The sequence below is a fragment of the Bartonella acomydis genome (assembly GCF_039543025.1).
Classification (GTDB): Bacteria; Pseudomonadota; Alphaproteobacteria; order Rhizobiales; family Rhizobiaceae; genus Bartonella; species Bartonella acomydis.
The window spans coordinates 253,157-279,687 of record NZ_BAABIY010000012.1; the positions used below are offsets into that span (position 1 = coordinate 253,157).

General features: G+C 38.2%; 14 protein-coding genes. 3 read left to right on the forward strand and 11 right to left on the reverse strand.

Annotated elements, in window-relative coordinates:
* Positions 1 to 6: 6 nt before the first annotated feature.
* From ABD909_RS03015 to gyrB, 10 genes are all read right to left on the reverse strand, one after another.
* Positions 7 to 2,472 (reverse strand): sensor histidine kinase, encoded by a 2,466-nt coding sequence (locus tag ABD909_RS03015; protein ID WP_345096480.1) that lies wholly within the window; start codon positions 2,470 to 2,472, stop codon positions 7 to 9.
* 38 nt (positions 2,473 to 2,510) lie between these two features.
* Positions 2,511 to 3,908 carry an adenosylhomocysteinase gene (ahcY, locus tag ABD909_RS03020; RefSeq protein ID WP_345096481.1) on the reverse strand — a complete coding sequence of 466 codons (1,398 nt, stop codon included), beginning with the start codon at positions 3,906 to 3,908 and terminating at the stop codon, positions 2,511 to 2,513.
* 685 nt (positions 3,909 to 4,593) lie between these two features.
* Complete coding sequence (locus ABD909_RS03025; RefSeq protein WP_345096482.1) at positions 4,594 to 5,592, reverse strand: complex I NDUFA9 subunit family protein; 999 nt, start codon at positions 5,590 to 5,592, stop codon at positions 4,594 to 4,596.
* A 44-nt stretch (positions 5,593 to 5,636) separates the two neighbouring features.
* Positions 5,637 to 6,956, reverse strand: a complete 1,320-nt coding sequence (locus tag ABD909_RS03030) for a bifunctional folylpolyglutamate synthase/dihydrofolate synthase (protein ID WP_345096483.1) — start codon at positions 6,954 to 6,956, stop codon at positions 5,637 to 5,639.
* A gap of 4 nt (positions 6,957 to 6,960) precedes the next feature.
* Entirely contained in the window at positions 6,961 to 7,881 is a 921-nt protein-coding gene (gene accD, locus ABD909_RS03035; RefSeq protein WP_345096484.1) for an acetyl-CoA carboxylase, carboxyltransferase subunit beta, read from the reverse strand.
* 487 nt (positions 7,882 to 8,368) lie between these two features.
* Entirely contained in the window at positions 8,369 to 9,082 is a 714-nt protein-coding gene (locus tag ABD909_RS03040; RefSeq protein WP_345096485.1) for a sulfate transporter family protein, read from the reverse strand.
* Positions 9,083 to 9,848: 766 nt separating this feature from the next.
* A complete protein-coding gene (gene coaBC / locus ABD909_RS03045) occupies positions 9,849 to 11,246 on the reverse strand; it encodes a bifunctional phosphopantothenoylcysteine decarboxylase/phosphopantothenate--cysteine ligase CoaBC (RefSeq protein ID WP_345096486.1) in 1,398 nt (465 codons plus the stop codon).
* A gap of 69 nt (positions 11,247 to 11,315) precedes the next feature.
* Positions 11,316 to 12,902, reverse strand: coding sequence for a 2-polyprenylphenol 6-hydroxylase (ubiB, locus tag ABD909_RS03050; RefSeq protein WP_345096487.1), 1,587 nt, complete (start codon positions 12,900 to 12,902; stop codon positions 11,316 to 11,318).
* A gap of 2 nt (positions 12,903 to 12,904) precedes the next feature.
* Positions 12,905 to 13,687 carry a bifunctional demethylmenaquinone methyltransferase/2-methoxy-6-polyprenyl-1,4-benzoquinol methylase UbiE gene (gene ubiE / locus ABD909_RS03055; protein ID WP_345096488.1) on the reverse strand — a complete coding sequence of 261 codons (783 nt, stop codon included), beginning with the start codon at positions 13,685 to 13,687 and terminating at the stop codon, positions 12,905 to 12,907.
* 117 nt (positions 13,688 to 13,804) lie between these two features.
* Positions 13,805 to 16,237, reverse strand: a complete 2,433-nt coding sequence (gene gyrB / locus ABD909_RS03060; protein ID WP_345096489.1) for a DNA topoisomerase (ATP-hydrolyzing) subunit B — start codon at positions 16,235 to 16,237, stop codon at positions 13,805 to 13,807.
* Positions 16,238 to 17,062: 825 nt separating this feature from the next.
* Between gyrB and ABD909_RS03065 the strand changes: the two genes are divergently transcribed.
* Positions 17,063 to 17,947 (forward strand): ABC transporter substrate-binding protein, encoded by an 885-nt coding sequence (locus tag ABD909_RS03065; RefSeq protein ID WP_345096490.1) that lies wholly within the window; start codon positions 17,063 to 17,065, stop codon positions 17,945 to 17,947.
* A 13-nt stretch (positions 17,948 to 17,960) separates the two neighbouring features.
* Here the strand turns inward: ABD909_RS03065 and ABD909_RS03070 are convergent, their stop codons facing one another.
* The gene (locus ABD909_RS03070) at positions 17,961 to 19,493 is read right to left on the reverse strand and encodes a YifB family Mg chelatase-like AAA ATPase (protein ID WP_345096491.1); all 1,533 of its coding nucleotides are present in this window, start codon (positions 19,491 to 19,493) and stop codon (positions 17,961 to 17,963) included.
* A gap of 410 nt (positions 19,494 to 19,903) precedes the next feature.
* Between ABD909_RS03070 and ABD909_RS03075 the strand changes: the two genes are divergently transcribed.
* Both ABD909_RS03075 and ABD909_RS03080 read left to right on the forward strand, forming a co-directional pair.
* Positions 19,904 to 21,862: an autotransporter assembly complex protein TamA gene (locus ABD909_RS03075; protein WP_345096492.1), complete on the forward strand. Its 1,959-nt coding sequence runs from the start codon at positions 19,904 to 19,906 to the stop codon at positions 21,860 to 21,862.
* Positions 21,862 to 26,505, forward strand: a complete 4,644-nt coding sequence (locus ABD909_RS03080) for a translocation/assembly module TamB domain-containing protein (protein ID WP_345096493.1) — start codon at positions 21,862 to 21,864, stop codon at positions 26,503 to 26,505. Before ABD909_RS03075 ends, ABD909_RS03080 begins: the two co-directional genes overlap by 1 nt.
* Positions 26,506 to 26,531: the final 26 nt, after the last annotated feature.

Below are 26,531 nucleotides of genomic sequence, written 5' to 3' on the forward strand. Positions count from 1 at the left end.
ATGAAATTAAAAAACTTTATCTCCTTGGGAAATTGGGAAAAAACATTTCACTGTTGTTCCTTGTCCCATGCCGGTGAGAATTTCAACATGTCCACCATGGAGCTCAACAAAGCTTTTCACAAGGGACAGACCAAGACCTGCTCCAGCGCGCCCACCATGATGTGAATGGGAAGAAAAGCGTTTAAAAATGCGATCGAGAATATCTTCTGGAATATCAGATCCTTCATTGTGGACACTGAAGACGATGTTATCATCTTGTTCATCGACACAAAATTCGATTGTACTTGCTTCGGATGCAAAGTTAAGAGCATTGCTGAGAACATTAACAAAGATTTGATGCAAACGTGTTGCATCCGCAGAGATACAATTTAAGGAAGGAGAAATTTGTTGTAAAAGCGTGATATGGCGTCCGTTAAGACGCTCTTCTACACGTGTGACTGCCTGTACCATAGCATCGGCAATATTAACCGGCTGTATGTCAAGCTCCATAATACCAGCATCAAGGGTTGCAAGATCAAGGATATCATTAACAATATTCAAAAGGGTACCGGATTCTGAATGAATATGCCCAAGATATTCCTTTTGGCGTTCATTAATAGAGCCAAAAATTTGATCACGTAAAATATCAGAAAATCCAATAATATTGGTGAGGGGAGTACGCAGTTCATAAGAAACATGTTGAACAAATTCATTACGTAAACGATCAGCACTTTCTAAGGCTTCATTTTTTTCTTGGAGAGCACGTGCGACATGAACGGTATCTGTAACATTGACGAAATTAAGCATCGTCTGCCCATCAGGAAGTGGTACAAGTTTATAGTCAATGATCATGCCATTTGTAAGGTCTATACGACCTGAAATGGTGTCACGTTTTTCAGCAAAACCTGTAATAAATTTGGTAAACTGATCCCATTCTTGTCGCAAAGTTAAAGCCGAACAATGGTTTCGTAATTGTGTAATATGGGTATCTTCTACCAATAAATTATAAGGAAGAGACCATAATTTTGACAAAGCAGGATTTGATAAGCGAAGGCGCCCATCCGTGCCAAAAACCACGACGCCTTCTGAAAGGTTATCAAGGGTTTCACCTTGTATTTTAATAAGGGTGTTATAGCGTCGTTCAAGATCAATTTTTTCTGTAAGATTTTCATAAAGCCAAGTGACGCCTCCTTGGGGATGAGGGTTTGAGATAACACGTATTGTGCGCCCATCTGGCAGATTCCAAATTTGTTGGTTTGATTCTGTTTGCCGATAGGCTTTGAAAAGTTCTTCTTTCCATGCACGCCAATCTGGGTGTTCTGCAATGAGTCCTTTTTCTCGCAAATGTTCAAGAAGCAATGTATGACTTGGTTCACTTTCTAAAAAAGAACTCTCCAATGGCCATAAAATTTTAAAAGCATGGTTGCAAAATTTTAATTTTTGGTTGGTATCGAAAACAGCGACAGCTGTTGAGATTTGGTCGAGTGTTTCACAGTGGTTTTGAAGAACGCATTTTAGTTCATTGGCTAGATTTTCATATGCGCTGTCATCATGCGCAAAGGCTGCCATTCCTTCAACTGTTGTAATCCGTGTGAGGTGAAAATGGTGCCGCTCTCCATCAATGACAGTATGAACATGCTCTTGAAAAATTGTTTCTTCTTCATCTGTTTTGTTTTGTGTTGTTTCACTGAAAAGATCATCTACTTCATTACGACCTTCTTGAAATCCTGTCATTTCTTTAAAGGCACGATTGGCAAAACAAACTTTTCCCTCACAATCTCGTATCCATACCGGTTCTTGAATGCAATCAAGGAGATTACGCTGCATTCTAATTTCGATAAGGATTTTGGCGATATCTTTTTGTAAACGTGCATTTTCGCTTTGCTGTATTGAGATATCTTGAAATCGTGCAATAGCCACTGTTCCTGCAATAACTCCTGTAACCTGTAACAATATATTATTTGTCGTGGTGATAGAAAGTTCAAAAGGATGTGCTTTGTAACGCAATTGCGTTAATGCATAATCAAGTTCTCGACTTGAATTTTCTTCAAGCCAGAGCTCAAAACACTGAAAATCTTGCTGAAGAATTCCTACTTTTTGTAACGCGCTAATGTTACCAACCACACGAGGTGAAGCGCTTGGGTTTTCCCAAATAAGAAGAAATTGCCCCGTTTCTTCTAGAAGCCATTCATAATATTTAAGTTTTTCAGAAGAGTTTATTTGGATTGTTTGCTGAGATTTCCATGAAGCTTTCTTTTTGCGCCTCATAAGAGCTATACAAGTGAGAAGCAAAACACAAGAAATTCCTTCGAAGAGAATGACAAGGATCCACGGACCATCTGGCAAAGTAAAGGTAAATGGTAGATATGTTTCCAACGATTGGGCAACAACATATGTTGGAAAAAAAAGGAAAAGAAGACAAAAGATATGCGTACAGATTCGGATCATTTTTTGAGCTTTTTCTTTGGAGTCATAGTCACCAAAGCTGAACACGGCATTTTTTCCTTTTTCTTTTAACCCAAGAAAACATTTTAGTAACGATAATAATTTGGTTTATAAGGCCCTTGTGGTGTAACTCCAATATAGGCAGCTTGTTCTTCTGATAAAACGGTTAATTTTATTCCTAAGCGGTTAAGATGTAGACGCGCAACTTTTTCATCAAGATGTTTGGGTAAAACAGCTACTTCATTTTTATAATGTTCTGAACGGGTAAAAAGCTCAATTTGCGCTAAAACTTGATTGGTAAATGAGGCTGACATAACAAAAGAGGGATGCCCCGTAGCATTACCAAGATTAAGCAAACGCCCCTCAGAAAGCAAAATGATGCGTTTTCCATCGGGAAAGGTGATCATATCGACCTGTGGTTTAATATTAGTCCATGGCAAATTTCGAAGAGCTGAGACTTGGATTTCATTATCAAAATGGCCAATATTTCCAAGGATGCACATATCTTTCACTTGCCGCATATGGTCTAAGCGGACAATATCTTTGTTACCTGTTGTGGTGATGATAATATCGGCACTGGAAATGGCATCATCTAAATGAACCACTTCATAGCCATCCATCGCTGCTTGAAGAGCACAGATTGGGTCAATTTCTGTTACTTTAACACGAGCTCCAGCTCCTGAAAGAGAAGCTGCTGAACCTTTGCCTACATCACCATAACCACAAACAATGGCTGTTTTACCAGCTATCATCACGTCAGTTGCGCGCCGAATGCCATCCACAAGTGATTCTTTGCAACCATATTTATTATCAAATTTCGATTTTGTAACACTATCATTAACATTAATAGCAGGGAAAGGCAAAAGTCCTTTCTCTTGTAAGTGATAAAGGCGATGTACGCCCGTTGTAGTTTCTTCACTCACACCTTTGATTGCAGCGCATTGACGTGTGAAAAATCCCGGTGTTGTGTCTATACGCTTTTGAATTTGTTTGAAAAAAAATGCCTCTTCTTCTGTTTTAGGATAAGAGAGAATATCGTTATTTTTTTCTGCATGGTATCCCATCAGAATGTAATTTGTAGCATCAGCTCCATCATCTAAGATAAGATTAGACGGCTTTCCATCAGGCCATTGGAAAATGGCATCTATATAAGTCCAATATTCTTGTAATGTTTCACCCTTGACCGCGAAAACAGGGGTACCAGTAGCTGCAATAGCTGCTGCTGCGTGGTCTTGTGTAGAAAAAATATTGCTAGAACTCCACCGTACATCAGCTCCCAGTGCTTTCAGTGTTTCAATCAAAACAGCCGTTTGTATGGTCATATGCAATGAACCAGAAATTCGCGCTCCGTATAAGGGTTGCTGAGAAGAAAATTCTTTACGACACGCCATTAAACCGGGCATTTCTGTCTCGGCTATATCAAGTTCTTTACGACCATAAGGAGCAAGTGCAATATCTTTGACAACATAATCTGGGGTTGTCATTTTTATTCCTCTAAAATTGTTTTTTCTTTAAACGGTAGGAGAAATTAAAAAAAAATGCAAGCCAATAGAAAGATTTCTTTATGTGAAAAAATCCTTATTTAAAGTTTCCATAAATTTATGCAGCAAATAAGTATTTATCTGTATGATATTCATTGATAAAATAGAGAGGCTTAATTTTCTTAAATAAGCAAAATTTACCAATATTTGTTATTTTTAAACTATGTCAGTTTTTGTATATATGCTAGATTGAGATGAAAGTTTTGCATATTTGGTTGATTTATCTGGGATAAGAAAAAGTCAAATTCATTTTGGAAGAAAATAACACTATCAAGATAAAAACAAACTTCTAGATCTGCCATTTTCCTTTACTGAAGCTTTATAACTTTCAAAACCATTCAAGCAATATCATTTTTAATAATGAAAATTACAGAATGCCTTACACTTTTTTATAGATTCTCTAATGAGATCATGACCTGTTATGAGGAATAGCACCTCATTGTGCTGCATATCATATACTTGTTTAAAAAGACATTTCACTTTATTATGAGTTTTATTTTCCAGTGCTTACTCATCAATAATATAATGCGAGCTTATTGAAAGCATTTTTACGCTTTTAAGTATAAGGCTTTAATGCTAAAAATACGATTATAAATCAATAAGCTAACTAATATTTAGAGAGTTTTTGCTAGGCTGGTAAATTTTTGGAAAATTGGCCATATGGGCGAAATCGCCAGAGATAACTTGGCAAGAGAGCAGCCATTGCTCTAGGTGTAATACCAACACCTTCTAAAGTATATCCTTTTTCGCGAGCTTCTTGAGAGACGATATTGTCCACTTGTAAGAAGCGTATTTGATGTTTTGTTACGAGTGTTGGTAATAAAGGCAATCTACCAATAGCTCCCAAAAAAACTCCCATCAATAGTCCTACAGAAAGAGGCATAGATAAAATTATTTTTTTACGATGGATGATTTTAAGTATGTGTTCAAGAGTATTTTGGAAGGTAATAATCTGGGGACCACCAAGATCATAACTTTTTCCAAAGACAATTTTTCCTTCTAGAGCGCGCACGACAAATTCAGCAATGTCACCAACATATACGGGCTGTAATTTACTTTGTCCTCCTCCAAAAAGAGGCATAATTGGCAAAAAACACGATAGGTTTGCTAAGGTGTTAAAGAAACAATCTTCTGGTCCAAAGATCACGGATGGGCGCATAATAATTGCTTGAGGATGCGTATTTTGGACGATTTGTTCACTCATAAATTTGACGTGTGCATAAAGAGATGAAGCATCTTTATTGGCAACAAGCGTTGACATATAGAGAAGGGGAATACCGGCTTGAGCTGCTAATTCAGAGACATTTTGTGCACCATCAATTTGTGTATTCTGAAAGTTTGATTGATTTGTTTGCGTTAAACTACCAGGAAGAAAGACTGCACCATCTGCTCCAAACAAGGCACGCTCAACAGAGGCACGATGCTTGATATCGGTTTTCAGCATTTGAGTTTGTCCTACTTCTCCTACTTGGAGCATATAATAAGCTTTTTGTGGACAACGAACAGCAATGCGCACACGATGCCCGCGCTTGGTTAAAGTTTCAACGACATGCCGTCCCACAAAACCAGTGCCACCAAAAACGGTGATCAATTTAGGATGTTGATAAAGTGCACAATCGAATTGCATGATTAAAAAGTCTATCTTTCAAAAGCTCCATGGACACTCAATTTCTAACATGGAGGTGTTTTATTGTCACGTAAAATATCGCCAGCAAGGTAAAGGGAACCACCAATAAGAACAATAGCCTCTTTATGCTCTGTGTTAATTTTCTGTAAAGCATCTTTGAGATGCGTGCTTGGTGTGGCACAAAGCCCTACTTTTTGTGCTGCTTCAGCTAAAATTGTTGGACAAGTGCCTGCATTGTTGTCCGTTAATGGGATCGTATAAACTTTGTCTATAAGATTTGCGAGAGGGCGAAAATAACCGACAGCATCTTTGCTATTGAGCATACCAGCAATCATAATAAAAGGACGGTTTGTTTTTTTTCTCCACTTAGTAAGTTCTACGGCAACAACTTTTCCAGCAGCGGGATTATGACCACCATCGAGCCATAAATCAATACCAGGGGAGAGTTGATCAATCAAATATCCATGGGTGAGATGTTGCATTCGTGCTGGCCAGTAAATATTTCGCAAAGCATGACTTATTGCTTGTTCTGAAAATCGAAAACCAGCTTTATGCACTGCTTCAAGGGAAGCTCCAACATTAGCAATTTGGTGGGTTCCAATAAGGTTAGGCAGTGGAAGATCCATGAGACCTTGATTGTTTTGAAAGACCATACGCCCGTGTTCTGTATAGCTTTGATAATCTTGATTAAAGAGTAAATATGGTGCTTTGTTTTTATCTGCAAGGGTTTTTAAAACAGAAAGAGTTTCATTATGATCTTGCTTACCAATAACCACTGGAACATTAGATTTGATGATTCCCCCCTTTTGAAAAGCAATTTGTGCAATTGTGTTTCCAAGAAAGCTCTCATGATCATAATCAATGGGCATAATCAGGGAGACAGCTGGTCTGCTAATCACATTCGTAGCATCAAAACGCCCCCCTAACCCAACTTCTAAAATAACGGCATCTGCTGGATGTGTACTAAACAGCATAAAAGCAGCAGCTGTGAAGATTTCAAAAACAGTAATTGGATTTTGACGATTCACTTTTATAATTTCATCAAGAGTTTGAGCCAATTGGCTCTCTGTAACAAGTTGCCCACCTTCCTTTTGACCTAGTCTACAACGTTCATTCCAGTTTACCAAATGAGGTGAACTGTATACATGAACGTGGTAGCCGGCACTTTCCAAAAGAGCACGACAAATTGCTGAAGCTGAACCCTTGCCATTTGTTCCGGCAATGTGGATAACAGGCGCAAGCTTTAAATGTGGATTACCAAGATGCTTTAAAAGATGCAGAATACGCTCTAAAGAAAGATCAAATTTTTTCGGATAACTTCTTAGTAAATCATCTATCATTCTTTGGACTTGGCTTTTTTCCATGAAGTTAAGCTGCTTTTGTTTTAGAAAATGGTAGATGAGAATTGGTTGGAGAAGGGCTGGAAGGATTAACAGCTACAGGCTGTTTCAGCATCAAGCGTAAAAGCCGTGCAATGGTTGCTTTCATTTCTAGACGCGATACAACCATATCAATCATGCCATGTTCGAGGAGATATTCACTACTTTGAAAACCTTCTGGTAAAGTTTCACGTATGGTTTGTTGAATCACTCGTGGCCCCGCAAAACCTATCATAGCACCAGGTTCGGCAATGTGAATATCACCAAGCATGGCGTAAGAAGCAGTAACACCACCGGTAGTTGGATTAGTAAGAACCACAATATAGGGAAGTTTTGCTTCTTTTAGCATTTCAATAGCTACAGTTGTACGAGGCATTTGCATCAAAGAGAGTGTACCTTCTTGCATGCGTGCACCGCCAGACGCAGCAAAAAGGACTAAAGGGCATTTTTCGGCAATTGCAGTATCAAAAGCTTTGATAATAGCTTCTCCTGAAGCCATACCAAGGGATCCTCCCATAAAGGCAAAGTCTTGAACGATAGCTATAATTGGTAAGCCTTCAAGAGTACCGCGTGCACTTAAAATATTGTCATCAACTCCAAGTTTAGAACGATAATCTTTTAATCGGTCAATATAACGTTTTTCATCACGAAACTTTAAGGGATCTGTTACAACTTTTGGATTTTCAAGAGGCGTATAAATGCCATCATCAAAGAAATGCATGAGACGATTTTTGGCACTAATGCGCATATGATAACCCGAACTAGGGATTACATATTGATTCATTTCTAGGTCTTTATGGAAGACCATTTCACCACTGGTGGGATCTTTAATCCATAGATTATCTGGAATTTCACGGCGTCCCAAGATAGAATTAATTTTAGGACGAACATAATTTGTAATCCAGTTCATCTTAATAACCTCTCTTTAATATTATACACTTTTCATATGATTTCAAAAAATAGAGAACTTAAATGATCAGACTCACTTTGCCAGTTGGATAAACAAGTCTATTTAATATTTTTTGCACTATACGTATAACTCCAACCCTATTGTCTTTGATTTTTTATCCATGATATAAAAATCTCTTTCTTGTACAGGTTAACAACTTTCACATTTGTTTCTTGATGAAAACGAACATTCAATGAGCCATTAACCTTGGCATCCTTAACGTAAAAAGACTTTATACTTATAAAATATCACTAAGGCCAAACTGTTCTGTAAAAAGAGTCAATATGATAACGTTATGCTAACGAAACGCTAGCACCAGAGCAAGATTTTTTTCAAGAGATTTCTTTGATAAAAGAAATGAAAGTCATTCTTATAAAGCATACAACTTGTTTTCTACTCTCTTTCACTTATGTGCTTTATTGGGCTTTAGACTAAGTGTTATACTTTTTTACCAAGTACTTTCATTGGTTTTTTGAGAAAGCATTTTGTGTAAATATGTCATAAAGGCGGCGGCAAAAAGCGGTGTTGCTAAATTAACAATGGGAATCGAAACAACAAGCGCGATTAGCAATCCTGCACCAAAAACCGTTATGTAATGCGTGTGTAAAAAAGCATGTGCTTCTTGTTCTGATCGAAAGCGATAGGCAGCAAATACAAAATATTCACGTCCAAGCAAAAAACCGTTAATAACATAAAAGGCAATTAAATTAACACCTGGCACGAAAAATAAAATCAAAGCAATTCCATTACCAAGAAGACTTAAAAGAACAAATTTCAAGGAGAGAATAAAAGAGCGTCCAAACGACAGAGCATGTCCAACAGGCTCGTTTGGATAATCCTCTTTTTCAATAATTTCAGCAGCAGAATCAATGAAAAAACCGCCAATCATAGCGGTAATTGGGGCAATTAAAAAAGCCATCAGTAAAGCCAAACCAAGATTAAAAATAATAAGCATGCCAAATCCTAACCATCCTGCCCAACTAGGCAATCCGGGAAGAAAATGCGCAACCCAAGGCCAAAAATAGGAGATAAAAAGCTGGCGTACAGACAGCCATAAAATGACTAGCACAATAACAGTAATACCTAAAGCTTTCAAGATCATAATACGATATTGTGGGGTCAAAAGACGCTGTAACGCGCGATATGCAGCAGTAAAAATCATAACACCTGAGTAAATAAGAAAAAAACAGGGAAAACAAGAGAGTGTGTGGAGAGTATTTTACATATGCATTCAAGTTTTATCTCTTCTATTAATTTTTTTATTAAAGAAAAATAATCAAGAGACGATATTCTTACAGATTTCTCTTTAGTACAGTAATATAAAACGTGTTCATATATTGAAAAATAAGAATGTTTTCTCTGTTTATTTTCAATTTTTTTATGCGTAAGCCTAAATGTATAAATATGAAATTGAACAGAATGTTCAGATGAAAATTTATAACCAGCCAGCTGAGAAGTAAATCACATAAATGGTTAGCAGGTGAAATTTACCTGAAAGAAGAATATGGTTACAGATTGATAGAATAAAAAATCTTCATTTTTTAGGGTAAAGTGAAGAGCGAACATAATATTTACGATAGAATTTTTCCGCAGAGCTCATAGTATGAACAAGAAACAATAAAGCCCACTAATACTAGGTTAAATAGATGGGAATGTGTAAAAATTTTATTTCTTTTAGAGGGAAGCTTAATTTGTGCCAAGACAATAATTTTCTTGAAGACATTTTTGTATTGTATTTTATTTAAAGTATTTATATTCCCAGTTCCCAGTTCCCAGTTCCCAGTTCCCAGTTCCCAGTTCCCAGTTCCCAGTTCCCAGTTCCCAGTTCCCAGTTCCCAGTTCCCAGTTCCCAGTTCCCAGTTCCCAGTTCCCAGTTCCCAGTTCCCAGTTCCATTTATATTTTCATTTGGAATAAGGCATCTTTTGCATCATTGATGAGTAGGAGTATGGGACTTAAAGAATGATACAATAACCTTTGCTAATTTTTCTGCAACTTGCTGTTTACTCATATGTGGCCATTGTTCGATATTTTCTTTACTAACGAGATAAACTTGATTTGTATCAGCGCCCATAACACTTGTGCCATCAGCATGAAGAGAAATATCATTTGCAAGAATAAAATCAGTACCTTTTTCAAGACATTTTTTTTGTGCATTAACAATGAGATCAGAAGTTTCAGCAGCGAATCCGATTACCAATGGTGGGCGGTTTGCAGCATGCCCAATCGTTGCTAAAATGTCAGGGTTTTCGACCATAAGCAAAGAGGGAGGTGTTTTATGAGCACTCTTTTTGATTTTGTGCAAAGATTGTGTTTGGCTGCGCCAATCGCAAACGGCGGCGACAAAAATGGCGCCATCAGCAGGCAATGCGGTTTGCACGGCTTGTAACATCTGTTGTGCTGTTTCAACATAAATGGTTTTTACAGCTGGTGGGTTAGCAAGATGAACAGGTCCACAAATAAGCGTGACTTTTGCTCCTAAATGTGCGAGAGCTGTTGCAATAGCATGTCCTTGTTTACCAGAAGAGCGATTAGCAAGATAACGCACGGGATCAATTGGTTCATGGGTAGGACCAGAAGTAACAATGAAATGACGCCCAGCAAGTGGTTGTTCATGCACGCCTAAAAGAGTCTCTACGGTAGCGACAATAGTTAAAGGTTCGCTCATACGCCCACAACCTATTTCATCGCGCTCAGCCATTTTACCAATTTCTGGTCCGACAATATGAACGCCATCTGCACGCAATGTTGCGACATTGCGAAGGGTTGCCGGATGTGTCCACATCGCTGGATTCATCGCTGGTGCAATTAAAAGCGGACAACGTGCCGCTAAAAGCACGCAATCAGCTAAATCATCTCCTACACCATTGGCTATTTTGGCAATGCGATTTGCTGTAGCGGGCGCTAAAATGATGAGATCAGCATTATGTGCGAGACGGATATGTTCAATATCATGTTCTTCTTTGCGTGAAAATAAATCACTATATACAGTACGACCGCTGAGAGCTTCAGCAGCTAAAGGTGTGATAAATTTTTGCGCTGCTTTTGTCATAATAATGTTTAAACATGCGCCACGTTCTTGTAAACGGCGAATGAGATCAAGCGCCTTATAGGCTGCAATACTTCCTCCAATAATGAGAAGCAATGACTTTGATTGCAATGATTGCTGATTGATACTGCTTGCTAGAGAAGAGGGGATCGTTGGAGTGTTGGGATTGCTAAGAAGGCGGCGAGCTTCCTCTTCCATAGAAATGCCATTTCTCGCGGCACGTATACGTAAAGCTTCCTTAACTTCAGGAGAGAGGTTACGAATGGTAAGACTAGCCATAAAATACCTCCAAGAAAAGATTTGATTGCAATGATTTCACTATTGCTATTTTGTAGCATAGTGAGCAGATTAGAAAAGGTAAAAAAGATAAAAAGTAAGACAAACACAACAAAATGCAATAATGAACAGACTATAGCGGCCACAACGGTTGGTGCGGCTTTGTTCCACAGCGAGTCGTTTAAGAGTGGTGGGAGAAAGATTAAATCCTGTTTTTTTGATTTGATTAAAGTTTTCTTCCATACGTTGGAAGTTTTGTATCAATTGTGGAGTATTGCGAGCCAACGAAAGGAGAGCTTGTGCTCCTTCACTAAAATCTTTTACCATTCCTATAGGTCCTAAATTTTTACCAATCCATTCTCTCACAACGGGTTCAGAAGCTTTCCACATATTAAAATAAGGGTCCAATGTGCGTGCAACACCTTCAACAACAACCATCGTTTTTTGGAGTAATAAAAGTTCAGGTCGTGTTTGCATATCAAACAATTCAGTAACTTCAAACAACAGTGTGAGCAACTTAGCCATGGAAATACTTTGTGCTGATTGCCCATGGATTGGTTCACCAATGGCGCGATTGGCTTGTGCAAAGCTCTCAATATTGTGGTGTGGAGGTACATATCCTGCTTCAAAATGCGCGCGTGCAACTCGGTGGTAATCACGGGTAATAAAACCATAAAGAATTTCAGCAAGGAAATGCTGTTCTTTTTTGCTAAGTCGTCCTGTAATTCCTAAATCGACAGCAACAATACATCCTTGTGAGTCTACAAATAAATTACCAGGATGCATATCAGCATGAAAGAAACCATCTCGCAATGTATGACGCAGAAAAGACTGAATAAGGGTAATAGCGAGAGCCTGCAAATCAAAACCCGCTTCTTTGAGAGCAGAAATTTCAGATATTCTTATACCATCAATCCATTCCATTGTGAGAACATTGCGTCCTGTCCGTTCCCAATTAATTTTGGGTACGCGAAAGCCTGCATCATTTTGAATATTTTCAGCCATTTCTGATATGGCAGCTGCTTCTAAGCGTAAGTCCATCTCAATACGTGTGCTTTGTGCCAAAGTGTCCACCACACAAACAGGACGCAGTCTTCGAGAAGCTGGTACATAACGTTCTTGTAAATGAGCAATGAGATAGAATCCTCTAAGGTCTTTGGCAAAACGGCTTCTGATATTGGGGCGAATAACCTTAACAGCGCATTTTTTTATATGACCATTTTCATCATAATATTCAGCGGGATGAACTTGGGCAATAGAAGCAGCAGCAATAGGTGGATAAAAATTCACAAATAAATCATTGATAGAGCGACCAAGCGAATGTTCAATTTGTGCAACAGCATCAGGGCAAGAAAATGTTTGGACACGATCTTGTAACTGTGCTAAATCCTCAGCAATATCATGTCCAACAACATCGGGTCTAGTAGCAAGAAATTGACCAAGTTTTATGTAAGAAGGCCCAAGCTTATTGATAGCATAAGAAATATTTTCAGATCGTTGCTTCTTTTTCGCTTTGCGTCGTGCTAATGTTCTTCCTATACGATGACATAATGCTGGAAATCCTTTAAGATTATTGTAAGGCAGGGCATTCAAAACGCCTTCACGTGCTAGAATCCATCCTGCGCGCAATAATTGAAAATAAGTGGAAATTTGCACCATTTTTAAATTTTCCAACCTGAATGTAGTGCTGCGATAGCACCGGTAAGATTGCGGTATGATACCCGCGAAAAGCCTGCATCATTAATCATATGGGCAAAATCATCTTGTTTAGGAAATTTACGAATAGATTCAACTAAATAACGATAAGCATCAGCATCATTTGCAATGATTTGACCAAGTTTCGGGATAGCATGGAAAGACCAAAGATCATAGATTTTGTCGAGCAGAGACATTTCGACATTTGAAAATTCTAAACATAAAAACCGCCCTCCTGGTTTTAAAATACGAAAAGCTTCTTTAAGAGCTTTATCAATATGAGGCACATTACGGATTCCAAAGGCAATAGTATAGGCGTCAAAACTCTGATCTTCAAAAGGTAGATGTTCTGCATTAGCTTCAACAAAATCAATCAGAGAAGCAAGACCATTTTTTTGTGCACGCTTTTTACCGACACTGAGCATTGAACCATTAATATCAAGTACTGTAACGTGGGCTTTTTGGCGTGAAGCCTTCAGAATGCGAAAAGCAATATCACCAGTCCCACCAGCCACATCAAGAATCCTCCAATTGGAAAGTGCTGGAGGAGAAAGCCATGCAACCATAGAGTTTTTCCATATACGGTGCAGCCCTAATGATAAGATATCATTCATCTTATCATAATTTTCCGCGACAGAGTGAAACACACTATCAACCATGGACTGTTTTTGCGCTTCATCAACTTTTGTAAAGCCAAAAGAGTGCTCCATACCACCCTTAGCTCCTACGCGCTCTGTTTCAGCTGCCATATACATGACCTTCCTTATTTTTCTTTGATCGTAAATGAAAAGAGAGGAAATGTTCAAATACGAAAAAACAACGTATAAAACCACAACGCTTATACAGCCAGAAACAAAAGATTATCTTTAGATATCAAGATTAGCAACGCTTAAGGCATTATCTTGAATAAAAATTCGCCGAGGTTCCACTTCATCACCCATTAAACGAGAAAAGAGTGAATCTGCATCAGTTGCGTCATTGATTTTAACTTGTAAAAGAGAGCGCGCATTGGGATTAAGTGTTGTTTCCCAAAGTTGCTCAGCATTCATTTCCCCAAGACCTTTATAACGCTGGAGTGTAATACCCTTTTTACCATTGGCAAAAATGCTTTCTAAAAGGCTCATGGGTCCAAAAATGCGCTCTGATTTATCCTTGCGGTGTAGAAGAGGAGGAGGATTATATATTTCTATGAAATTTTTGGAAATGCGATCAATTTGGCGCGCGTCGGCTGAATTTATAAGCCCCCCATCGAGGGTAAGGATATCTTTAACGCCGCGCAAAACACGTTCAAAACATAAATCTCCATTTTGTGTATACAGACCACTCCAACCGCGTTCCATATCATCGGCAATTAAATCAAGACGCTGTGCGATGGTATTGGCCATTTTTTGCGCCTTTTCTGCTGTTACTAAGACTTCAGGATTAAAAGCTCCAACAATTGCTGCTTGTTCGACAATGTTGCGGTCATAACGGGTGTGAAGACCATTTAAAAGTTGCCGTAATACACGAGCATCTTTGGCAAGCTGGTATAAATCAGCACCTATCCGAACTTCCCCTGTTGAGAGTTCTAAAGCTGCTTCTTCTAACCCAGCATCGATTAAAAATTCTTCAAAAGCTGCTTCATTTTTAATATATTGGGAAGACTTACCACGTGACACTTTATAGAGGGGGGGTTGCGCAATATAGAGATGTCCACGTTCTATCAATTCAGGCATTTGTCTAAAAAAGAAAGTAAGCAGCAAGGTACGAATATGAGCACCATCAACGTCAGCATCTGTCATAATGATAATTTTATGATAACGCAATTTATCCGGTGAAAATTCATCTTTGCCAATGGAAGTCCCAAGAGCAGTGATAAGTGTTCCAATCATATCGGATGAAAGCATGCGGTCGAAACGTGCCCGTTCAACATTCAAGATTTTGCCGCGCAGGGGCAAAATCGCTTGATTTTGACGAGAACGTCCACTTTTTGCTGATCCACCAGCAGAATCTCCCTCAACGATAAAGATTTCCGATTTTGCTGGATCACGTTCTTGGCAATCGGCAAGTTTTCCTGGGAGAGAAGTGATATCAAGAGCGCCTTTTCGTCTTGTGAGTTCACGCGCTTTGCGTGCTGCCTCACGTGCTGTCGCAGCTTCTACGACCTTACTGATGAGTAGCTTGGCTTCATTAGGATGCTCTTCCAGCCATGTTGAAAGACCTTCATTGACCAAATTTTCGACAACGGGGCGCACTTCAGAAGAAACCAATTTGTCCTTTGTCTGTGAAGAAAATTTAGGATCGGGAACTTTGACAGAAAGGATAGCAGTGAGGCCTTCACGACAGTCATCACCGGTTAAGTTGACTTTTTCTTTTTTTGCGATGCCTGAAGATTCAGCATAACCATTAATTTGACGCGTCAAAGCGCTCCGGAAACCTACCAAATGGGTTCCACCATCACGTTGCGGAATATTATTGGTAAAACATAAAACTTTCTCATGGTAGGAATCATTCCACCATAAAGCAACATCGACACTCATACTGTTTTTTTCACTGGTAATGTAAATAGGGGTGTCTAAGAGAGCCTTTTTTGTTTGATCAATATATTTTACAAATTCAATTAATCCACCTTCATAATGTAATTCGACGGATTGAATATCAGCATGACGTTCATCAACAAGAAGAATATGTATGCCAGAATTTAAAAAAGCGAGTTCTCGCAAACGGCGTTCTAAAGTTTCAAAATCAAATTCAACCATTGTAAAAGTTTCAGAGCTTGGTAAAAATCTGATTTCTGTTCCACTTTCTCTATCGCAATCGCCAACAATTTTTAGTGGGGAATCAGCAACTCCGTGAGTAAATGACATTTCATGAATTTTACTATTACGTTTGATTTTTAATTGAAGCCAAACGGATAATGCATTCACAACAGAGACACCAACACCGTGTAAACCACCTGAAACTTTGTAAGAATTTTGATCAAATTTCCCACCAGCATGAAGCTGTGTCATAATCACTTCAGCTGCTGAAACACCTTCTGTTGGATGGATATCCGTTGGAATTCCGCGTCCATTATCACGCACAGAACAAGAACCATCAGCATGGAGTGTGACATTTACAAGAGTAGCATGACCGGCTAAAGCTTCGTCAATAGCATTATCTACGACCTCATAGACCATGTGGTGCAAGCCTGAACCGTCATCTGTATCGCCAATATACATACCAGGACGTTTACGTACAGCTTCAAGACCTTTGAGCACTTTAATAGAAGCGGCACCGTAGTCATTGCTAGATGTCGGTGAGGTTATTTCATCACTCATAAGTTAATCCACTTCTGTATTCAATTTACAATACCCCAAGAGCTTTTTTAAAGCTTAATATTTTGATCAGTTATTTATGGAATAACCATCTTAAACATTTATCGTATATCAGATTTATATTCAACATCTGTTAAGAGATAATTAGAGAGAATGAATTTTTCACACAATGTTTTTACATACAGAAAATACAGGCAATTGGTCTGTTAAAATTCATCTTATAGAGCGTTCATATTGTTAAAAGATTGTGACGTGCGTTTTGCTGTAACGACCAAAAGTGAAGTATTTTTGCCTCATTTTTGTTAGCAAGCAGAAGATTGCAGTGAAATATTTGAGGATATCACAAAACATAAACAAAAAGATTGCCATGCATTAATTGATAATAATGGATTGTTTGTATATCACAAAGGGGCGATATGTAGATAAAAAAATCAAAGAATCCAAAAATCTTCATGCAGCATTTCTTTCAAGAAATGCGCGTAAATGTGAAGTAAAATGGCACTCTTATTCTTTATGTAAGAGGCGTGAGGTACCACTTGAAAGACAACATCAAAAAGAACTTGAGGAAGCAATAAACTAAGCAATCTTAGAGAAATTTATGAATGTATGTTCAAAAATTCTCTCTTGAATGCGTTTATTTTGAGAATTGGGCATAAAAGCTCTATTATTCTCAACATGTTCTAGTAACTATAGACAAACTATTCATTTTGATAGCTGTTAGAGAATAGTAAAAATTTTAATTCACTAGAGGAGCGGATATTTCAGTTCAATGCATTAGATATGATGACTGAGAAGAGTTATATTTTAGCTTTGCAGGGGGTCAAGATTTTGAAAATAAAGAAAATTATAAAGGGATTCAATGCTCTTATTGGAATTTTATTTGCAGTGTGGGGATTTTTGTTTTATTCGTTTGCAGATGCTGAAACGGTTGTAAAACTCCCTTCTTTTTTTAATTCGCATGAACATTTTGTGCAACCTGATACAACAGATATAATTCGTTTGCGTTTTGTAACAACTTTTGATTTTCCTCCCTTTAACTTTCTTGACAAAACAGGACATCTTGCGGGTTATCATACCGACTTATTGCGTGCTATTTGTTCAAAATTAAATCTTGAAAAACTCTGTGAGGTGGAAGTTGTTCCTTGGGAAGAGCTGGTAGACCATGTTAAGAATGGTGGTGCAGAAGTCATTATTGCAGGTTTAAAAGAAACAAGTAAAACTCATCAAGATCTTGTTTTTACGAGGTCATATTTACGTTTTCCAGCAAGGTTTGTTGCGTTTCAATTTATGGCCTCTCAACTGGTAAATTTTGATGAGTCAATAAGCGATAAACTAGTACATTTAAACAGTGGCGTTTTGTCGAAAACTGTTCATGAAAAGCTGTTTCGTAGTTATTTTCCAGAAGCCAAATATCAAGGATTTCAAAATAGGGAAGAACTCTATAAAGCGCTACAGGATCATAAAATTGATGTTATTTTTGATGATGGATTTGCATTATCTTTATGGCTAAATGATCCAAAATCTGCTGATTGTTGCCATTTTGTTGGAGGAGCGTATATGGCTCCACAATTATTGGGGCAAGGAATGCAGCTTGCTGTTGCAAAAAAGAACGACAAATTGGTCGCTATACTCAATTATGCTCTAAAATCATTAGAAGATGATGGTAAACTTACAGAACTTTATCTGCGTTATTTTCCGATTAGTTTTTATTGATAATTCTTTGTCTTTAAAAAAAAGCAGTCAACCTTTCAGTGCCCAACCGGTAAGAAATAGCTTCTGCCAAATGATGACGTGCAAGATGCTCTACTTCGTCGAGATCAGCAATGGTACGTGCAACTTTGAGAATGCGATGATAGGCGCGTGCAGAAAGATTCATCTTTTCACTCACATCGCGTAAGAGTTTCGCAGCATTTTTATCAGGTATGGCAATTTGTTCGATAATTTTGGCAGGACAGTCGCCATTGGTGCGAATCTGATCAAGACCCAATGTTGTAAAACGTTTGGCTTGAATAGCACGACATCGTGCGACGCGCTTTGCAACATCGCAGCTTTTTTCTGATTGTTCCGGTTGCATCAGATCCATAGCTGTTAGCGCTGGGACATCAATCCGTAAATCAATTCGATCGAGCAGAGGACCAGAAATACGTGACTGATAATCGATTTGACAACGTATTCCTTTAGCGCAAACATAGTTTTTTTCGCCAGCCATACCACATCTGCAAGGGTTCATTGCTGCAATGAATTGGAAGCGTGCAGGATAGCTGATATGGTGATTAGCACGGGCGATAACACATTCTCCACTCTCTAAAGGTTGACGAAGAGAATCAAGAACTTGTGGAGAAAATTCAGGTAATTCATCAAGAAAAAGAACGCCATTATGCGCAAGTGAAACTTCTCCAGGCCGTCCTTTGAGACCACCACCGATCATTGCGGCCATAGAAGCAGAATGATGGGGAGCACGAAAAGGGCAGTGGAATGAAAGAGTATTATGGATTGTTTCTCCTGTAATAGAAGCTATCAGAGAGACATCTAAAAGTTCTCGGCTGTCAAGTGGTGGTAAAATGGAAGGTAAGCGTTGTGCTAACATAGATTTTCCTGCACCAGGGGGACCGACAAACAAAAGGTTATGCCGTCCAGCAGCACAAACTTCTAATGCACGTTTAGCGGTTTTTTGTCCTTTAATTTCGCAAAGGTCTGGCAGTTCAGTTTGGATCGTATATTGACGCGGCTGTGGACGTTTTTGAATTTGGGTTCCCTTAAAATGATTGACCATGGTAAGGAGAGTTTCGGGAGCAAGAATATTCATCTCTGCATTTGCCCATGCTGCTTCAGGTCCGCATTGAAAGGGACAAATTAAGCCTTTATCGAGTGATAAGGCTGTCATTGCGGCTGGTAAAACACCATTGACGCTAGTCAATGAACCATCTAGTGACAATTCACCTAAAATGACGTAATCTTGCGCGACTTCAGGAGGAAGAATCCCCATAACAAGCATTAAGCCTACAGCGATGGGCAAATCATAATGTGATCCCTCTTTAGGGAGATCAGCTGGTGCAAGATTAATCGTAACCCGTTTATTTGGCATAGAAAGGCCACAAGCCTGAAAAGCTGCTTGTACACGCTCACGGCTTTCTGCAATTGCTTTATCGGCTAGTCCAACAATAGCCATTCCTATTTTACCAGAGGAAACCATCACCTGTACATCGACAGGTACTGCTTCTAGACCGCGAAAAGCAACAGTTGTGACACGCGCGATCATCAGTTATCCCCCCCTTTAAACTTGAAAAAGACAATCATATTTGCACATAAAAATCAAGCAATATATATATGGTTTTTTGGAGGGAGAGATCTATATACATGTGCGGATTTTGTAGTGCTTTCATGGAGAGTTATTTGCATAAATTTAACCATAATTATATGCGGCGAAATAAAAGATTTATAATGAGGAAGATGAATGTGGTAGGAAGAAAGGAGCGCGGCTATTTGGTTACAAAATAGTGCAAGATTTTATGAATGTTCAAGGGGAGGGCGATGTTATGTATTGCAAGCAAAATTGTTATTTTATGTGATCAAACATGTGAAATATCCATGGTAGGCGTATTTATCTTTCTTGTTTGATGTTATTTATAGTATAAAGTGATGTAAAATCTATTGAAGGTATCTGATTTGATGGTATACCAAACGGGAGATTTTTTTAAATCAGGAACCATGCGCAGTGTATGTATAGCTCTCTGCTTTATCTGTAGTTTTCCTCAGCCACTTGCAGCATTTGAATTATTTGGCATTCCTTTTTTTTCTCAAAAGCACACAAGTTCCTCTTCTAATATAAGCGGTACAGAGAAATTTTATAAGGTTGATGTCGTTGCACCATTAGGTGCACCATCAGAAGGTATTAAAATAGTCAAATCTGTTTCTTCTCTTATTGCTGATAAAGATAAAGCGTCTAGTTCTTCTGGTTTGTTAGCGAAAGCCCGTTCAGATTATCGTGCAATTCTTTCTGCTCTTTATGCTGATGGACGCTATGGTGGTGTTATTAGTATCAAGATTAATGGTTTAGAAGCTGCTGATTTAAGTTCTATGACTCAACTACCAGCACAATCCAATATTGTTATTACCATAGATGCCGGTCCACAATATGTTTTTAATGTTGCAAGCATCAATAAAGTTGCTCCATTCGTAAAATATAAACTCAATAGAATGCCGACAATTGAAGAATTAGGTTATAAAGTTGGGTTTATTGCCAAATCTGAAACCATTTTAAAAGCGGAAAGATGGGCGATTGAAGGATGGCGTCGACAAGGATACGCTAAAACTAAAGTTATAAAAAGTGAGGTTGTTGCTGATCATACAGCACACCTCATTGATGCGCAGATTGTCATTGATCGTGGACAAGAAGCTTATTATGGTCCCTTAACTGTACGTAATGTGAGTAAAAAGCCACACATAGATTCAGATTATATTGCTTGGATGACAGGATTAAAGGTAGGTCAAAAATACGATTCTCATGCACTAACCAAGGCCAGTGAGAGGCTTGCACGGCTTAATGTTTTTCGTGCTGTGAATATACGTGAAGCTGATATGATTAACCCTGATGGTAGTTTACCGCTTACGCTTGTTTTAGAAGAACGCAAACCCCGCCGTTTTGGTGTAGGTGGTAGCTATTCAACATTAGATGGTGCTGGTTTTGAAACTTATTGGATGCATAATAATCTTTTTGGCCATGCGGAGCATCTTAAATTTGAAACAAAAATAAGCAATATTGGCAGCAACAAAGGAGAATCGTATAATCTGAAAAATTTTGATTATCTTTTTGGTGCTACATTTATAAAGCCTGGCATATTGACCCCCGACACAGACTTTAGGACAGATCTAAAAATGCAGCAAGATGTTTTAGAGAACTATACAACAAAAGCCATCAAAGGAAAGATCGGTGTAACACATGTTTTTAATGGTCATCTATCGGGACAGATTGCTGTAGAGGTTTCTAATGGTTATTCACGCGATATTTATTTTGGGAGCCGTAATTTTACGACAATTGGCTTACCCAGTGGTTTGATTTACGATAGTCGTAATAATAAGTTTAATGCGACGAAAGGTTTGTATGGAGAAGTAATTATTGAACCTTTTTATGAAATTCGCTTGGGTAATTTGGTGACAAAAGTGGCTGTAGAAGGTCGTTCTTATTGGTCATTGGATGAGAAGGATCGTTTTGTTTTTGCAGCACGAGCGAAGCTTGGTACAATTATTGGGAGTGATACAGCACAACTTCCTTCAGATACGCTTTTTTTTGCTGGTGGTGGCGGATCTGTTCGCGGTTATGCTTATCGTAATATTGGTATAAAAACAGATCATGATGCTATTGTTGGTGGACGAACGCTTGTTGAAGGGGCAGCAGAGCTACGTTTGTCTTTAAATGATAAGATAGGGCTTGTCAGTTTTTTGGATGGGGGGTTTGCAGGGGAAAAGGTGCATTTTGATTTTCCTCAAAAAATGAAATGGGGAGCAGGTATAGGAGGTCGCTATATGACAGATATTGGGCCTTTACGTGTTGATTTAGCTTTTCCTCTTAAGCGAGAGAAAGGTGATCCTCGCATTGGTTTTTATGTGGGTATAGGACAAGCGTTTTAATGAAGAAAACTATGCGTTTACGGACTTTCTTATTTGGACTTTTGTGTTTTTTATTAAGCATTTTTATTTTTGCGCGAGAAGTCAATACACCCTCTAGTCAAACGCATATGGATGATCGTTCATGGTTTATCTCTCTCATTGAACGCGGACTTTCAACACCTAATCGCCAAGTTCGTTTGCATAATGTGCAAGGGGCATTGTCTTCTCAAACGTCAATTGATACCATTACAATAAGTGATAAAAAAGGTATTTGGTTGAAAATTATCAATGCTAAAATGGATTGGAATCGCCTCGCATTGTTAAGAGGGCACATAAGTATTAACCAGCTTTCTGTAGAACGCATTATGTTTTTACGCAAACCACAAGGCGGTTCTTCTCTTATTTCTTCTCTTGAGACGGAAAAAATTTCTTTACCAAAATTGCCACTTGCCATTTCTATCGATACGCTTACAGCGCAACATGTGGCGTTTGAACAAGAACTTTTTGGTTTTTCGGCTGATATGTTCTTAAAAGGAAATCTAACCTTAACAAATGGTGACTTTGATATTAATGTAGCAGCTCACCGTTTAGATGCGCAAGGGTCTTTTTCTCTTTTAACGAAGATATCTGATAGTAACCGTACGGCTAAAATTGATATTTCTGCGAATGAACCGCAAAATGGCATTTTGGTGAATATTTTTAAACTTGAAAAGCGTCCCGCATTAAGTCTCACCATTAAAGGAGATGGTACTTTTGATGATTTGATTGTCAAACTTTATTCGGAAGTTGATCACCATCCTGTTTTAGATGGCCATCTTATGCTTACAAATTTTGCAGAAGGGCACAGTTTTTCTACAAAGCTTGTTGGCACATTTGGTTCTTTAATGCCTTCTCAATATCGTAACCTCTTCGTATCTGATGTAACGTTAAAAGCAGAGGCAAGGGTGACAAAAGAAGGTATAACACACCTTGATCGTATAGCGCTTCAGAGTGAAACAATGAATGTTATAGCGAATGCTGAAATTACCGCAGATGGATTTTTGCGACGGCTTTTTGTTGATGGAAAAATGGCTTTTGATAAAGAAAATAGGGTTACGCATTCCCTATTAGAAGTGCCAATGTATGTGGATAATCTTGCTTTAAATATTGATTATGGTCGCGAGGGGAAACAATCTTGGAATGGACGGCTTGTTGTTCATCATGTGAAGGATAAAAATATTCATATTCGTGATGCGATTTTTGATATGGGGGGAGTAAGCGAAAATCTTGATAATGCAGCTTCTCGTCATGTTGGTATTCAGGTTAAGGGAATACTTAAAGGGATTGAAAAGCGTAAGGATACTTCGGAAGAAGATTTAGGCCAAACAGTTCATGTGCATCTAGATACGGATATTTTTTCTAGAAAACCAGTTTTAATTCATGATTTCAGTATTACGGGGCAGGGTTTTTCTGCTTGGTTAAAAGGAAAAATGGATCATTTTATTTTTAAAGGTGATCTTGGCTTTAAAACGCAAACACTTGCTCCTTTTAGTCGCTTGAGTAAACAAGCATTTGCTGGTAGTGCAGATATTACAGCTAAGGGAACAATTGGTTTAATGAGTGGCGTTTTTGATCTTCAATTGTCAGGGACAGCTGATGATATGAAAATAGGCATGGAACCTTTTGATCGTTTTTTCAAAGGAAATTTTACGCTTTCAGGTGGTGCTGCTTATGATGCGACGTGTTTAATTTTGCATAGTTTGGATTTGAAAAGCCAATACGCGGATATAAAGGCGGATGGGTATTTTTCAAATGAGAAAGCTAAAATGGATTTCTCTGCTCAAATATCTGATCTTGCGAGATTAGATCCAAGAGTAAAGGGTGCCCTTACGATCCAAAGCACAGCTAGGGGGCACAATAGTATTATAAATTTTAATACACGGGCTCATATTGCTGAAGCAGTTTTAATGGGAAAGAAGCTGCAGAATACAACCTTTACGATGAAAACACTGGTAGATAATACATCGTCTGTTACTTCTGTAACGGGTTCTGTAAAGGGAGAAGGAACTTTTGCTAAGAACCCCTTATATTTATCGGCTTCTTTTGAGGATTCTGATCAGATTGGCAAACTTGAAAATATCGATATAAAAGGAGGAAATGCAAAAATAACCGGTAATCTTTCTCAAACGGAGGGTTTTGTTAAAGGTGCTTTGAAGGTTGATGCTGATGATATTTCAGTGCTTTCAGCGTTATTTTTGCAGGAAGGCAGTGGAAAAGTAAAAGGAGATTTTGTTTTTGATGAAAAAAATGGCAGGCAAAAAGCCAGTTTAAAGGCTCAAGTTGACCATTTAAGCTTTGCAAAGAATAGAATTAAAAAGTTAGAAGCCAAAGGGGACATCTTTGATCCTTTTGGTATGATACAGTTTGAGGGTTTTATGAATGCAGAGCATATTCAAACCCCTTTGATGATAGTTAATCGTCTAAATGCTAAAGCTAATAGTAAGGATAAGCAAACAGTTTTTACGGTTCAGGCTGTATTGCCTAATAATACAAACGCACGGCTTTCTGGCCATATGGCTACAGCGGAGCTTTCAGAAGGTATAAGGCGAGAAGTGCAAATTGAAACCATAGATATTAAACAACGCAATCTTCATGCAACATTGCCTAAAGCAGCTACAATTGTTTTTGATAAAGATGGAATAACAGTAAATGACTTAGGAATTGCAATTGACGGAGGTAAAATTATCTTTGCAGGAAATATACAAGATAGCCTTAATTTGAACTTTACAATGAAGACATTTCCTGTGGCGTTAGTCAATCTCTGGAAATCTGATCTTGGAGCATCTGGTACAGTAACAGGGCAGGTTATGATCCGTGGTAACTTAGAAAAACCTGATGTGAGCTATGATATAAAAGGTGAAGGATTGACAACTGTTGCACTGCAAAACAAAAAAATAATGCCTTTTATGCTTACTACTGCAGGTAAAACGGTAGATCAAACCCTTACTTTAAATGCAAATTTAACGGGGGAAGGAGTACGAGCACAAGCACAGGGGCATATGTCTTTATATAAAGACAAGTTTGATCTCCATGTTAATTTGCATGATTTTTCTGCACGTTTGATTAATAATTTTATTGAAGGGCAAGCTCTTGGAGGAACGATTATAGGTCAAGTTAATATTGATGGAACAATAAAGGACCCCTCTGCTCATTTTGAGTTTTCTAGTCAAAACTTAACTGCTATGACGCATAAAGGACCTATATTATTCACTATAAATACGCGTGGTTCTTACAAAAAATCAGCTTTTCGTATTGAAAAAATGGTAGCAACGGGAGATAAAGGATTAGATCTGTCTATAAATGGGCCTGTTACTTTACACAATTCAGGGACAAAATTGAGTGTTCAGGGTACCATGCCTCTTGATTTTGTTGATCTCTTATTAGCGAAGCATGGTGCGCATGTGATGGGTATTGCTAAAATTGATGCCACTCTTAATGGTGCATTAGATAAGCCGCAATTGCTGGGAAATTTTTCTATATCTAATGGTAGCTTTTTTGATTCAAAAACCAATTTAGGATTGCACAATGTAACGCTTGAAAGCAAACTAAATGGCGATCACATTCTGATAGAGAAAGCCTCAGCTTCTTCATCTGAGGGAGGGGCAATTTCTGTTTCAGGTCGTATCACGAGTGATCTGCAGCCAGATTTAGTATTTTATCTTGACCACGCTAATTATAATGATGGTTCTATGATTCTTGCAACATTGTCAGGAAATATGACAATGACGGGCGATTTTTTAGATAATCTTGTTATTGGTGGTGATATCACAGTTGAAAAGGCTGAGATTTTTGTTCCCGATCATTTTTACAATGCAAAGTTTCTTGATATAAAAAATAAAAATTTAACAAAATCGATTCAGAAAACGCTTGAACGTGCTGATGTTAAAGATACCAACACAAATCGTGGTATCTCTCAGGAGTCTTCATCTGTTGTATTATCAAATATACGTATTACGGCGCGCAATCAATTTTTTGTGCGTGGTAGAGGGTTAGATACTGAATTGGGAGGACACATTAACATAGCAGGTCCATTGCATGATGTGCATCCTGTTGGGGAGTTTCAGATGATTCGGGGACGTTTTGACATTCTTTCACAGCGTCTTAATTTTTATCAAGGGCACGCGAGTTTTAGCGGTAATCTTAATCCCACGATTTATTTTGTGGCAAATAAGAATAGTGGAGATATTCACGTCACTGTTACTGTAAGTGGAATGATTGATGATCTTAACATTAATTTTTCTTCACAACCAAATTTGCCGCAAGATGAAATTTTGGCACGTTTGATTTTTAATCGCTCTCTTAATGAACTATCACCATTTCAGATTGCCCAGCTTGCAGCAGCCGCAGCTGATCTTGCAGGTGCTTCTAATACATCTTTATTGAATACTCTACGGGCTAAAATTGGTCTTAATGATCTTGATGTTATCGTTGATGAAAAGGGGAATACCGGCTTACGTATTGGACACTATATACACAACAATGTTTATTTAGGTTTTGAAGCAGGATCAAATGGAATGACGAAGGGAACAATTAATTTGGATATTTCGCGTCATCTTAAAGCGAAAGGTGCCATAGGAAATGAAAAAAATTCTAGTATTGGTATATTTTACGAAAGAGATTATTAAAAATTACAGGTTTCAAATTCTCATTG